The organism is Protofrankia sp. Cr1 (genome assembly GCF_963555865.1).
In the GTDB taxonomy this organism is placed as follows: domain Bacteria; phylum Actinomycetota; class Actinomycetes; order Frankiales; family Frankiaceae; genus Protofrankia.
The window spans coordinates 1-13,571 of record NZ_CAUVXO010000101.1; the positions used below are offsets into that span (position 1 = coordinate 1).

At 65.1% G+C, this 13,571-nt stretch carries 11 protein-coding genes and 1 pseudogene; 11 read left to right on the forward strand and 1 reads right to left on the reverse strand.

Features of this window, described 5'->3' with window-relative positions:
• From U9980_RS10835 to U9980_RS10865, 7 genes and pseudogenes are all read left to right on the forward strand, one after another.
• A pseudogene (locus tag U9980_RS10835) lies at positions 1–277 on the forward strand (hypothetical protein); the annotation flags it as partial.
• Between the two features lie 11 nt (positions 278–288).
• Positions 289–1,614, forward strand: coding sequence for a methylaspartate mutase (locus U9980_RS10840; RefSeq protein WP_322767802.1), 1,326 nt, complete (start codon positions 289–291; stop codon positions 1,612–1,614).
• The gene (locus U9980_RS10845) at positions 1,611–2,567 is read left to right on the forward strand and encodes a transporter substrate-binding domain-containing protein (RefSeq protein WP_322767792.1); all 957 of its coding nucleotides are present in this window, start codon (positions 1,611–1,613) and stop codon (positions 2,565–2,567) included. The genes U9980_RS10840 and U9980_RS10845 overlap by 4 nt, the downstream gene beginning before the upstream one ends.
• Before the next feature lie 143 nt (positions 2,568–2,710).
• Positions 2,711–3,688, forward strand: a complete 978-nt coding sequence (locus tag U9980_RS10850; protein WP_322767793.1) for a DMT family transporter — start codon at positions 2,711–2,713, stop codon at positions 3,686–3,688.
• On the forward strand, positions 3,685–4,731 hold the full coding sequence (locus U9980_RS10855; protein ID WP_322767794.1) for an aspartate-semialdehyde dehydrogenase: 1,047 nt from the start codon (positions 3,685–3,687) through the stop codon (positions 4,729–4,731). Before U9980_RS10850 ends, U9980_RS10855 begins: the two co-directional genes overlap by 4 nt.
• Positions 4,728–5,816 (forward strand): hypothetical protein, encoded by a 1,089-nt coding sequence (locus tag U9980_RS10860; RefSeq protein ID WP_322767795.1) that lies wholly within the window; start codon positions 4,728–4,730, stop codon positions 5,814–5,816. The genes U9980_RS10855 and U9980_RS10860 overlap by 4 nt, the downstream gene beginning before the upstream one ends.
• A 68-nt stretch (positions 5,817–5,884) precedes the next feature.
• A complete protein-coding gene (locus U9980_RS10865) occupies positions 5,885–6,919 on the forward strand; it encodes a TauD/TfdA family dioxygenase (protein ID WP_322767796.1) in 1,035 nt (344 codons plus the stop codon).
• A gap of 62 nt (positions 6,920–6,981) precedes the next feature.
• On the opposite strand, the gene lysA is transcribed toward U9980_RS10865, so the two are convergent.
• A complete protein-coding gene (lysA, locus tag U9980_RS10870) occupies positions 6,982–8,307 on the reverse strand; it encodes a diaminopimelate decarboxylase (protein WP_322767797.1) in 1,326 nt (441 codons plus the stop codon).
• Between the two features lie 253 nt (positions 8,308–8,560).
• Here lysA and U9980_RS10875 point away from each other — a divergent pair, with 253 nt between their 5' ends.
• From U9980_RS10875 to U9980_RS10890, 4 genes are all read left to right on the forward strand, one after another.
• Positions 8,561–10,048 carry a hypothetical protein gene (locus tag U9980_RS10875; RefSeq protein WP_322767798.1) on the forward strand — a complete coding sequence of 496 codons (1,488 nt, stop codon included), beginning with the start codon at positions 8,561–8,563 and terminating at the stop codon, positions 10,046–10,048.
• Positions 10,049–10,166: 118 nt separating this feature from the next.
• Positions 10,167–10,997 carry a dimethylargininase gene (gene ddaH, locus U9980_RS10880; RefSeq protein ID WP_416210227.1) on the forward strand — a complete coding sequence of 277 codons (831 nt, stop codon included), beginning with the start codon at positions 10,167–10,169 and terminating at the stop codon, positions 10,995–10,997.
• 111 nt (positions 10,998–11,108) lie between these two features.
• Positions 11,109–11,942: an isocitrate lyase/phosphoenolpyruvate mutase family protein gene (locus U9980_RS10885; protein WP_322767800.1), complete on the forward strand. Its 834-nt coding sequence runs from the start codon at positions 11,109–11,111 to the stop codon at positions 11,940–11,942.
• 75 nt (positions 11,943–12,017) lie between these two features.
• Positions 12,018–13,349 (forward strand): MFS transporter, encoded by a 1,332-nt coding sequence (locus U9980_RS10890; protein ID WP_322767801.1) that lies wholly within the window; start codon positions 12,018–12,020, stop codon positions 13,347–13,349.
• Positions 13,350–13,571: the final 222 nt, after the last annotated feature.

Genomic DNA, 13,571 nt, shown 5'->3' on the forward strand with positions numbered 1-13,571 from the left:
GGTAAGTACGGTCAACGGACACGGGCATCTCGACGGCCTTCGGCTCATACGAAAAATACGCAGTGATCAAGAACTTGCCTCATTGCGAGTGGTGATCGGTGGAAAACTCGGCGTCCACGGTGCGGAGAACACCCGTTTTGACGCCGAGCTGGTGGCCAACGGTTTCGACGGCGTCTTCGAGGCCGACGCCGGTCTCACAGAATTCGAGAAATTTCTGTCGGTCCCCACAGCCCGGCCGAGGGCCGAGCTGGCGGGCGTCCGGGAAGGAGAAGCCTGATGCAGCCGAAGATGACACCGCCTGGTGATACTCCGCCTGGTGATACTCCGCCGTGGACGACAATCCGCAGCGGTCGTTTCTCGCGTTTCGTTCAAAAGGCGGCGAGTGACGGCCGGTTGATTGTCCAGCCACGCATGGGATTCGGTCCGGTGCCCAGGATGCGGGCCGGTCTGGAAGCTGTGCGGGCGGCTCGTTGTACAACTGTCGGCACTATCACGGTGGATAGCTACACTCGAGTAAACGATCACCAATCGGCCCGGCAGGCGTTGCACGCCGGAGACGATCTCAATGGCTTCCCACTGGTGACGCACGGCGCCGAGACCACTCGTCAGATGCTGTTCGGGCTGGCCGATGATGACTTCCCCGTCCAGGTCCGGCACGGCTCGGCGATCCCTGACGAACTGTTTGCGGCGTTGGTCGCAGCCGGGGCGGACGCCACCGAGGGCGGTCCGGTTTCGTACTGCCTGCCCTACAGCCGGGTACCGCTGCGCGAGGCGGTCGCATCCTGGGCGCGCTGCTGCGAGCTGCTGGCAGGGATGGACGAGCCAATGCATGTGGAGAGCTTTGGCGGATGCATGCTGGGGCAGCTGTGTCCGCCCGGCATGCTCGTTGCGTTGACCATCTTGGAGGGGCTTTTCTTCCGAGAACACGGCCTGCGTGACATCTCCCTCAGTTACGCTCAGCAGACCCATCCCGGCCAGGACCTGGAGGCGCTTGCCGCGCTGCGCTCGCTGGCCGGGGAATGGCTTGGCGACCTGAATTGGCATGTCGTTCTTTATACATATATGGGGGTTTTCCCGCGTACTCCCGTCGGGGCATTCAGGATTCTGGAGGAGAGCGCCCGGCTGGCAGTCCGCAGCGGCACCGAACGGCTGATCGTCAAAACTCAGGCGGAGGCGATGCGCATCCCGTCCATCGGGGAGAATGTCGCCGCGCTCGAGTTTGCCGCCGCCGTCGCGGAGGACGAAGCCTCTCGGGCCCCGGTCCCGCCGCCATCGGACACCGGGATCCTCGACGAAGCCCGACTACTGATCACTACGACCCTTCAGCTGGGCAGCGACGTGGGATCGGCGCTGCTGGAGGCCTTCGCCTCTGGCCATCTCGATGTGCCGTTTTGCCTGCACCGCGACAACGCCAACCGCGCCCGGGCCCGCATCGACCACCGCGGTCAGCTCGTCTGGTCCGATACCGGCGCCCTACCGCTGACTGGTACATATCAGGATGAATGCACGGCACAGCGCCTCACCGCCCGCGGGCTGGTCGACATGCTTGGTTACAACGAGCGGCGTTTTGACCGCGAGCAACTCGTGGGTTCCTCGGTCAGGAGGTTGCTATGAGCATCGCCACGGCAGTCGTCCCGACGCTTGAGACGGTCCGCTCGGCGGGCACTTTACGCACCGTGGTCAGCCGTGGTATCCGCGGACTGTCCTTCCAGACAGCCGGCGGGCTCTGGAGCGGACTGGACGTCGACATCGCCCGGGCGGTCGCGGCGGCGACGATTGGGGACGCCACGGCGGTGACCTGGCTGCCGACCGATCCGGCCCGGCGGCTGGACCGGTTGATCGGTGACGACGCAGACCTGGTCACCAGTAATCTCTCGTGGACGCTTGGCCGGGAGGCCGGCGGATCGGTGCTGTTTCCCGGGGTGATCGCCTACGACGGCGAAGGCTTCCTGGTTCGCGCGGCCGACGGCTTTGACACACCCGAACAGCTCGCCGGGCGTCGGTTGGCCATCCAGGCGGGCACAACCAGCGCGGCCAACCTCAACGCCTGGTATGGCTCGCGCGGCCTATCGGTGCAGCCGGTGACGTACGCGACTCCGGCCGATGCCCTTGCCGGGTACGTCCATGGCGAATGCGCTGCCTACGTGCTCGACCGGATGGCCCTGGCCGGTGAACGGGCCGCACTGCCCGACGCCGACGCCCATCGCATTCTGACAGAGATGATCTCCCGGGAGCCCATGGCGATGGCCGTCCGCGACGACGACCCGGCATGGTTTCGGGTGTGCCGCTGGGTGCTGAACTTCCTGTTCGCCGCTGAGCACGCGGCGGCGCAGGCCTCCACGGTGGGGCGTGCAGCGGCGCTGGATGCCGTTGCCGGCACTGCCGGCGTCAACGGGCCGAACCTCGGCCTGGATGAAGCATGGGCCCGCCGGGTGTTGGCTGCGGTCGGCACCTATGGCGACATCTACGACCGCAATCTCGGGCCGTCGTCCGGGCTCGACATCCCCCGCGGCATGAATGAGCTGTGGACCCGAGGTGGCCTACACTACGCTCTCCCGCTGCACTGATCAGTAAAAAACCGCACATCGTATTTCTACAGCCGTGTCCGCACTGCCGCACCGCGGGTACGCGCGTCACCACTCATCGGCCGCAAGTTGTTCCGGCAATCCCCCCGGGACCCTGGGCACCGTCATGAAGGGAAACATCCGATATGAATACCTTGAAGCCGTCGGCCAGTCGGGAGAAGACGGGGGCCGTCGAACTGACCCTGGCGATGATGCTCTCCGGAACGCTGGGCATCTTCGTCATCGAGTCCGGCGCATCCCCGTTTAACGTGGTCTTCTTTCGCTGCGTGTTCGGTGCCATCGCGCTGGGTCTTTACTGTTCGGTTCATGGATTGTTCAGAAATCACGGTTTCACTCTGAAGAAGCTGGCGCTGGCTGCCCTCGGCGGCGTCTTCATCGTGTTCAACTGGGCGTTGCTGTTCGAGGCGTACAAATCGACCTCGATCTCGGTGGCGACTGTCGTTTATCACACCCAGCCGTTCTATGTCGTACTCCTCGGTGCTCTGCTGTTTCGCGATAAGATCACGGCTGTCAAGTGCGGCTGGTTCGCTGTCGCCTTCAGCGGACTGATCCTGGTTGCCGACATCACTCCGGCGGACTTCACCAACGGTACTCACTACCTGACCGGAATCGGGCAGGCGCTACTGGCCGCCGTCTTCTACGCGTTCGCCACCATCATCGCCAAGCGGCTGTCCGGTGTGCGCCCGCAGCTGATCGCGCTGGTCCAGGTCATCGTCGGCATCCCGCTGCTGGCGCCTTTCACCAACTTCCACCAGATGTCGGGCATCGGCACAGGCTGGGCCTGGTTGGTCGGTATCGGCGTGATCCACACCTGTCTCATGTACATCCTGATGTACTCCTCGTTCCAGAAGCTTCCCACCAGCAAGATCGCGGTATTGGCCTTCGTCTACCCGGCCGTCGCGATGCTCGGCGACTGGGCGGTCTACGGGCACCACGTCAGCGCGCTGCAGGCACTGGGAATTCCCCTGATCATTGCCGCCAGCCTCGGCATCAACCTCGGCTGGAGGATCGGCCCACGTCGTGCCGCCGCCCAGCTCGTCGAGCTTCCTCTCGCCACTGCTTCCGCAGCCGCGCCGACCGCAACCGCTGGAGTGAATCGATGACTCTCGTGGCTGATTCCGCGGCTCCCCGGGTAGCGCTCGTCGGTGCCACCGGCGTCGTCGGCAGTACCCTGATCCAGTTGATCGAGGAGCGCGGCTTCCGCTACCGCGCTGTCCACCTGATCGCGTCCGGCCGCTCGGCAGGTCGCGAACTGGCCGTTGACGGCCGTGCCTACCAGGTCCAGGACTTGGCGAGCTTCGACTTCTCGCAGGTCGATGTGGCCTTCTTCTCAGCCGGTGGTTCGGTCAGTGAGACGTTCGTGCCCGCTGCGGTTGACAAGGGCGTGTTGGTGATTGACAACACCAGCGCCTTCCGGATGGACCCCCACACTCCGCTGATCGTCCCGCAGATCAACGCCCATGAACTGAGCCGCCGTCCTGACAGCGGCATCGTCGCCAACCCCAACTGCTCGACGATCCCGCTGGTTCGGCTGCTGGGTACGGTGCAGGAACGCTGGGGCATCCGCCAGGCGGTGGTGAGTACCTACCAGGCCGCCTCGGGTCGTGGGCACTCCGGAATCGCTGAACTCTACGCGGCCAGCCAGGCGACTCTGACGGATCGTCGCGATCTGGGGCCGGCGCAGGAGTTCACTCCCTCACTCGCCTTCAATGTCGTGCCATTCATCGACAGGCTGCTGGACTCCGGTTTTACGTTTGAGGAGCAGAAGATGCTCCAGGAGTGCCGCAAGATTCTCGGATTGCCGCATCTGGACGTCACCACCACCTGTGTCCGTGTACCGGTGGCCAACTGCCATTCCGAGGCTGCCTGGATCGAGTGCAACAACCCGGTTGATCGCACCGAGCTCGTCGAACGCCTCGCGGCGCTGCCTGAGGTGGCCGTGCATGACAAGGACATGATGGGCGCGTTCCCGACACCGCGCACCGCGACCACCCGTCCCGACCATGTTCACGTCGGCCGAATCCGGGTGGCTGAGCATAATCCACGGGGCTTCTGGCTGTGGATCGTGGCTGACAACGTCCGGATCGGCGCCGCCCTCAACGCCATCCAGATCGCCGAGGCAATGATTGAAAGGGGGACGTTGTGACCCGCCCCGCGGTCCTGAAATTCGGCGGATCCAGCTTCCGTACCGCCGAGGCATACCGACGTCTGGCCGAGACCCTCGCCGAACGCATTGAGGCCGACGGTAGACCGCTGGCCGTGGTGGTCAGTGCGATGCCCGGCGAGACCGAGAAGCTACGCGAGCTGTTGCGCGAGGTCAATCCTCACCCGGCTGACGCCTCTGTGGCGGGACTCCTCACCCTCGCTGACACGGTTGGTGCCCAGTTGCTGTCCGCGGCCCTGCTCAGGATAGGATGCCGGTCCACAGTACTTGCGGGCCACCAGCTCGGCTTTACCACAGGCAGCAGCTTCATGTGGGCCCGGCTGGAAGATATCGACCCGGTGCCGCTGACTCAGGCTCTGGTGGAGCACGAAACAGTGATAATCCCCGGCGGTCAAGCGGTGGACGCTGCCCACTGTCCCACCTGGCTGGGGAAAAACAGCTCGGATCTGTCTGCAGTCGCGGCCGCCGTCGCCGTCGGCGCGAACAGGTGCGAGATCTACTCTGACGTGGACGGCATCTACAGCGCCGATCCCAACCTCGTCGCCGGAGCCCGACTGCTGCCCAACGTTGCATACGGTGTCGCCCGATCGATGTCCCTGCACGGCGCCAAGGTGCTGCACCGCGGGGCGGTGCAGCTGGCCGAGCAGTACAACGTCACCATCCTCTGCCGGTCCAACGAGGCACCGTTCCCGATCGGCAGCACCATCAGCGAGGCCGGCGCGGCCGTCTCCGCGGTGATAGTCAACCTTCGGTCCACTGTGCTGCGCTACGCCAACCACACACAGGCCGACGAGACGCATCGCATCTTCAACGCCCAGGGTGTGGAAGCCATCCGGTTCGCCGACAGCCCCTGCATCGGGGTGATCGGCGGCTATCTCGACATCGATATGTTCCAGCGCCGGCATTCGCTGCCGCATGCACGTGTCGACGGTATACCCGTTGTCGAGCTGAGCGGCAGCAACAGCCAGATTCATGTGGCGCAGACAGCAGACGAGGCCGTGCGCCTTGCCCAGAAGTTGCACGAGAACCTCGCCACTTCGCCGGAGACTGCGCTCAGTTCCGGGTGAACCGCTGTAGCTGTCCCGAATCTCCCGATCTCTCGTGCAGCTGAGCCCTCAGGAGGAGAAGTTTCGCCATGACCATCATCAACGACGGCTTCGCTACCGCTACCGCTCCCAGTCGCACGCTCTGCGAGGTCGTCCTGCCGGACGCCATCCGCGACATTATGGCACGAGAACTTGCCGCGCTTCCTGACCCGACCCGCAACATCGACCGGGCGATGGCTCGCTGCTACCAGATCTTTGCCGGTCTGCCGGTCGCACTCCTCCAGCAGCTGCTGGACTTCGGTCGGCATTCGGACACCTCAGGCGTGAGCGTCGTCCGCAATCTGCCGGTCGATGCGAACGTGCCGGCGACACCGACCGATGGCGGTCCGAGCCGTGAGAAGAGCAGCTTTGTCACCGAAGGGGTCCTGCTCGGGCTCAGCGGTCTGCTTGGTGAGCCGGTTGGTTTTCTCACCGAGAAGAACGGCCGTCTGATCCATGACGTGATCCCGGTCCGAACCGGGGCGGCCACCCAGACCAACCAGAGTTCGACCACCTTCCTCAACTTCCACAACGACATCGTCTACGACGCCATCGGCCGCTACGACCTCAGTAATCCGGACTTCCTGGTACTGATCTGCGTCCGTGCCGATCATCAGGGCATCGCACGTACGTATTACGCTGACGCCCGGGACGTCTCCCGGGCGCTGGACGCGACATCGCTGGAGATCCTACGCAGCCCGGTCTTCCGGCTCAACGCCCCCGGCAGCTACGTTCGCGACGTTGCCGGCGGCGTCGACACGCTTTCCGAGCCGGTTCCGATAATCAGTGGTCCGGATGCCGTTCCGGAAATCTCTGTATCGGCGAACGGCGTGCGCGGGATGACAAGCGCTGGGCAGGCAGCTCTCGATCGCCTGCAGGCGGCGTGCCGGGAGACGGCGCACGAGGTTTTCCTGCGACCGGGCCAAGCCTTATTGATCAATAATCGCAAGGGCCTGCACGCCCGATCGCAGTTCACACCCCGTTACGACGGCCAGGACCGGTGGCTTCAGCGTACGTACATCCGGCGCAGCCAGTGGAGTATCCGCTATCGGGCTACGCCCGGCAGCCGCCGGATTCACTTCTGATCCGAACCGCGAGAGTTCGTATCGGGTCTGAATCTCGCAGGCCGTCGCGTGGACCCGGCGGGTCATGCGGGGTTCGCCGACATGGCCGACCCGGTCTCGACCTCCGCGCAGACGAGATCCTCGTAGGTTTCACGTCGCCGGATCAGCCGGACTCCTCCACCGTCGACCAGCACTTCCGCCGGGCGGGGAAGGCTGTTGTAGTGGCTTGCCATCGTCATGCCGTAAGCGCCGGCGGTGAACACGGCGAGAACATCCCCGGCCGCCAGCGGTGGAAGGAGCCGGTCTTTGGCAAGGTAGTCACTGGACTCACACAGCGGACCCGCGACGTCATATCGCCGGAGGCCCGGTTGGTCATGGTAGGTGGTACGGCTCACCGGGCACAGGCCGTCTCGCGGACGGACCGGCCACATGAAATGAAACGTGTCGTAGAAGGCGGTCCGGATCAAGTGACTCATTCCGGCATCGGCAATCGCGACGTTCTGGACGCCGGAAGTCTTCAGGTAGCGCACCCGGGTCAGCAACACACCGGCGTTGGCGGCGATCGAGCGACCCGGTTCCAGCACCACCCTGCCGCCGGCGGCCACGAAGGAGCGTAGTTTCGGTGTGATCACGGCGGCGAAGTCCGACCAATCCGGGACGCCGGATCCATCATAGTCCGCAGGGAAACCGCCACCGATGTTTATCGCCGGAACCGGGGCACCATCGGCCATCAGCTTCTCGGCGACAGCCAGCACCTTGTCCACGGCCTCCCCGTAGGCCTCCGGGTGAAAGATCGGAGATCCGAGATGGAAATGCAGGCCTTCCGGCCGCAGCCATTCATGATCTACAGCAAGCAGGTACACGTCGCGCACCTGCTCAAGATCAATTCCGAACTTGCCGCCGCGACGTCCGGTCGTCGTCTTGGCCGGGGTGCGCGAACCCACTGCGACGTCCGGATTGACCCGTACCGCGGCTCCCGCCTGGATCCGGCATTCGGCGGCCGCCCGGCCAAGTGCCCTCATCTCGCCGTCGGACTCCACGTTCACGCAGCGGATGCCAGAGCGCACCGCGTAGCGCAGTTCGTCGTCGGACTTGCCCACGCCGGCAAAGACGATGCGGTCGGCGGGCACCTGGGCCAGCAGTGCCCGGTAGAGTTCGCCGCCGCTCACCACATCCACACCCGCTCCTGCCTGCGCCAGATCCCGCAGGAGGTGGACGTTGCTCAACGCCTTGACCGAAAAACAGATCAGCGGCGCGAGTTCAGCGAAGGCGTCGGCCACCTGCCGCAGGTGCGTGACAAGAGTGCCGTGGGAGTAGACGTAGACCGGGGTACCGAAACGGGCTGCGACGTCCTCCACGGCGACGTCCTCCACGTACAGCACGCCGTCGCGATACGTGAAGCGATCCATGAAGCCTCCCGAATGATGAGCCACGCAGCACGACGATCAGCGGACGTTCCTGTTCGTCGGCGGAGAGCAGGTGGAAGTGCCCGGGCGAGGTGGTCGGGTCCACTGTTCGACCCACCGGCGACCAGGGGCGCAGGTCCAGCGCCGACCGGCACAGGATACCGGGCAACCCGCGGACCTCGGTGCGGCGGGCCGCAGCCCGAGCCTTACGCGTCCGGCAGACGACTTTCGAAACACGCCCCAGGGGTGATTTGGTATGGGTAGACCTGAGAGACCGTTGGACGCGACCAGCGGTCCGATCGCCGCGTTCGCTCATGATCTGCGTGCGCTGCGGAATCGGGCAGGCAATCCAAGCTACCGGGAGCTCGCACGCACTGCGTTGTTCGCGCCATCAGTACTGTCCAGCGCAGCCAGTGGTTATCGGCTGCCCACACTTGCGGTGACGCTGGCGTTCGTGTCCGCATGCGGTGGAAATCGCGAGGCCTGGGAACGGCGCTGGCGAAGCATCGCCGGGCAAGCCGCCATGGCGTCCGGACCCCAGGACGGCCGGGTGCCGGCTGTTTCGTCGGCTGACAGCCCCCTGCACCTGACCGGGGTGCAGGGGGCCACGGATGCGGTGACTCGGGTCGCCCGTCCCGCTCAACTGCCAATGGCCTTGAGCACCTTTGTCGGCCGCGCGCAGGCATTGGCCGACGCGTCCCGGCTGATCGGCCTTGCCGGACAGGTCAGGGTCCCTCTGCTGGTCAGCGGGCCGATCGGGAGCGGCAAGATGGCGTTCGCGCTCCGACTGGCCCACACGGTGTCCGCCGGGTTCCCGGACGGCCAGCTCTACGCTGATCTCGACAGCCGCGACGGCGGCGAGCAGTCCGCAGGCAGCGTCGACAATATCGTGCGCGGTTTTCTGCATGCTCTGGGAGTGCCCGTTCATCTCGTGCCGGGCGACCCGATGCAGCAGCTCGGTCTGTATCGATCGCTGCTCGCCCAGCACAGGCTGTTCGTCCTACTGGCGAACGTCCGGGACGAGCACCAGGTCCGGCCGCTGCTGGGACAGGCCGCGCACAGCCAGGTCGTGGTGACCAGCAGGGCGCGACTGCTCGGGCTGGACGACATGCACCGGATCGATCTGGATACGTTCACCCGGACGGAATCGGTGACATTGATCGGCCGGCTTGCCGGCGCGGCACGGGTGCGGACGGAGTATGACGCCACCGATGCCATCGCTGAGCTGTGCGGGGATCTGCCGCTCGCCGTCAACATCATCGGTAGGAGGATCGCAGCTCGGCCGGAGTGGACCATCGCCTACACCGCCAGCCAACTCGCCGACCGCGGCGTCGCGCTGGACAGGCTCAGCATCGGCGACGTGAACGTGCGGGACCGGTTCGCCTCGGCGTACCAGCTGCTGTCGCCGGCAGGGCGGGCGGTGGTCCATCACCTCGGTCTGCATGAGGCCGGATGGACGACGGCGATCGGCGTCGCCGCTGGCACGGGCATACCGGTCGAGTCGGCGGACGAACTGCTGGAGTCGATGGTGAACGTCGGCTTGTTGCGGCGGGCCAATGCCGCCGGGCGCTACCGCGTACCGAGGTTGGTCAGCGTGTTCGCCATGGATGTGCAACGGGACGCAGAGCGGCCCGCGCCGGTCATCGCGTCCAACATTGATTGTTCGAGTCCAGCTATTCTTCCGGTCAACGTCACGCGCGGCTTGACTGATTCACGAATCAGTCAAGCCGTTATCTGCGCATAACGGTCCGGCAGGAAACGCAGACCGGTCTCACCGGGGACGGCGGACGGCGACCAGCGGGTGCCGGCATATGCGTTCACCAGGTATCGGAAAGACGCCCGACTGCGATGTGGAGGACAGCGTGCGACGTACAGCAACCCGACGACATTATCTCATGGTCAGACCGACGTATTTCGACGTCGAGTACTCGATCAATCCATGGATGGATCCCCGGAAGCCAACCTTCACCGAGGTCGCCGTCGCCCAGTGGGAGTGGCTGCGTGATCTCTACCTCGACCTGGGCCACCGGGTGGAACAGCTCGAACCACGACCCGGCCTGCCGGACATGGTCTTCGCGGCCAACGGGGCGACCGTCGTGAACGGCCAGGTGCTCGTCGCGCGCTTTCGTCACACCTACCGTTGCCCGGAGTCCGCCGCCTACCTGCGCTGGTTCCGGGAAAACGGATATCATGATGTCCGGCAGGCGCAGTGGATCAATGAGGGCGAGGGCGACTACCTGGTTGCCGGATCGCGGATTCTGGCCGGCTCGGGTTTCCGGACCAACGCGGTGTCCCATACCGAGACCCAGGAGTTCTTCGGTGTGCCGGTGGTCGGGCTGACGCTGGTGGATCCGTGCTATTACCACCTGGACACGGCGCTCGCCGTACTGGACGACGACACGGTCATGTACTACCCGAGGGCGTTCTGCGCAGACAGCCGCCGGCTGCTCGAAGAGCTCTACCCGGACGCCATCACGGCATCCGACGGTGACGCCGCGGCGTTCGGCCTCAACGCCGTCTCCGACGGACAGCACGTGGTGCTGCCCCAGGCCGCCACCGGGCTGATCGCCCAGTTGCGCGAGCACGGTTTCGAGCCGATCGGAGTGGACCTGTCCGAACTGCTCAAGGCCGGCGGCAGCGTCAAGTGCGCCACGTTGGAGCTGCGCGCCGGATCGGCCAGATCGGCGGGATAGGCCGGATAAGAGGAGCAGTGCGGCTTCCGCCCGTGGCCGCGCGAGTACGCTGTGAGCTCAGCCGGCACGACGTCGTGATGTGACTGAAATGTGACTGAAAGGGGAGGCAGCATGGTGGAGAAAATCCAACAGGGCAGGGCGCAGTCGTTGCGAGCGCTGCACGACAGCGGGGTGCTGATACTGCCGAACGCGTGGGATGCCGCCAGTGCCGCGCTGATCGCGCAGGCAGGCGCGCAGGCGATAGCCACGACGAGCGCGGGCATCGCCTGGTCGGTTGGCCGGCCCGACGGGCACGGCCTGACCCGGGCCGAAATGATCGAGCAGGTTCGGCGGATCGTCGCCGCGGTGGACATCCCGGTCACCGCCGACGTGGAAGGGGGATATGGCCTCGGCCCCGACGATGTCGAGGCGACAGTGGGAGCGGTCGTCGGTGCCGGTGCGGTCGGGGTGAACATCGAGGATTCGCAGGCTCCCGGTGGTCCGCTGTTCGACGCTGCCGCACAGGCCGAGCGACTGCGGGCCGGCCGGTCCGCAGCGGCGCGGTCGGGACTACCGGAGTTGTTGATCAATGCGCGGACCGACGTCTTTCTGTTCAACGTCGGTGCGCCCGAGGGGCAGTTGGCCGACGTGCTTGCCCGGTCGTCGGTTTACGCCGAGGCAGGTGCGGACTGCCTCTTCGTGCCGGGCCTGATCGACCTTGATGTCGTGGCCTCGCTGGTGAAGGCGTCACCGTTGCCGATTAACGTGATGGTCGGGCCGGGCGCGCCGACCATCGCCGAGTTCGAGTCGGCGGGCGTGCGCCGAGTGAGCGTCGGCACCGGCATCAGCCAGGCGGCCTACTCCGTCGCTCAGCGTGCGGCCAGCGAGCTGCTCACCAAGGGCACCTACACCGAACTCGACGGATCCCTCGACTTCGGCGGCATCAACGGCATGTTCAGCCGATAATCGACTTGGCCGGGGATTGATTGTTCATTTCGGTCAACACTGCCGGTCAACGAGCGCTTCTGCTGAAATCGAGTCATGGCGCAGAAGAGCAGAGCGAAGAATTCGACAGAAGCGGATACTCCAGCGGGAGTTTTCGCGACCATCCGTGCAACACCGCCATCGGTCAGGTACCTGCTGGGCGGCGTACTGATCAATCAGTTGGGCGCATTTGTACAGACATTTTTGGTGCTGTATCTGGCAGTTCGCGGATTCTCCATCGAGCAGGCCGGCATCGCGCTGACGGCATACAGCGTGGGCGCGGTGTGCGGCACGCTGCTGGGTGGTGAGCTGACCCACCGGATCGGTCCGCGGGCGACCATCGCCGGCTCGATGCTGACCTCATCCATGATCGTAGGACTCGTTCCGTGGTTGAGCAGTCCGGCGCGCTTCGGTCTCCTGGTCGCCGCCGTCGCCCTGGCCGGCCTGGTCACCCAGTCCTACCGGCCCGCGGCTGCGGTGCTGCTCAGTGAGCTCATGCCCGAAGAGCACCGCGTCATGGCGTTCTCGATGATGCGGACGGCGCTGAACATCGGCGCCGCACTGGGTCCGCTGATCGCAGCCGGGCTGATCCTGCTCAACTGGGATCTGCTCTTCTGGCTTGATGCGGGTACCGCGTTCGCGTACGCGGTACTCGCACGCACCTTCCTGCCGGATATGCCGGCCGCGGCGGCGCAGGAGAAGCCGACCGAAGACAAGCGGTCCGCGTACGGTGTGCTGTTGCGTGACCGCAACTACCTGCTTTTCCTGGCCTCGGTACTGCTCGGTTCCATGATTTATGTGCAGTACATGGTCGCACTGCCGCTCAAGATCACCGCCGATGGGCATTCGGCCGCACTGTACAGCGTGGTGCTCGCCACGTCCTCGCTCACCGTGGTCCTGTGTGAGCTGAAGATCACATTCTATGTCAAGAACTGGCGGCCGAACCTCGTGGGTGCCTTTGGTACCGCGCTGATGGGCGTCGGTCTCGCCGCGTACGGACTCGCTACCCGCTCGGTCGTTCTGATCATTCTCAGCACCGTGGTGTTCGTCTTCGGTGTGATGATCAATGGGCCGACGATGTTCGCACACCCGGCTACGTTCCCGGCGACGGTAAAGGCTCGGTACATCGGCGCGCACTACGCGACATTTGGACTCGGTCTGGCACTCGGGCCGACTCTCGGCGTGCTTGCCTGGCAGAGTCTGGCCAACGGTGTCTGGCCGGTGTGCGGTGGTATCGGCGTGATCGCCGCGTTGTGCGCGCTGGTGGGCATGCGGGAGAACGAGCGGCATGCACATCCCCGTCCGACCCAGCCGGAAACGCTGCGGCGAAGCGACGAGACCGTTGACTACGCCACGATCGACGAGGTGCCGTCGGCAGCCCGTGGCTAGGATTTTCTGAATGAATAGCATGCCGAATAACGCCGCCCGTCACGGGCGGCGTTATTCGTGTCCGACCAGGTTCGTGAATTTGGTTGTCTCCGCCGATCAATCCTGTCGAACAATGATTGGGTCGGCTTGAATTGTGAGGTACCGGCGAACTGAGTTCGGCCGGCGCAGCAGAATAGGACTGCGACGATCGGAGTGGGATTTTGATAGACCAAGAGGTCGACG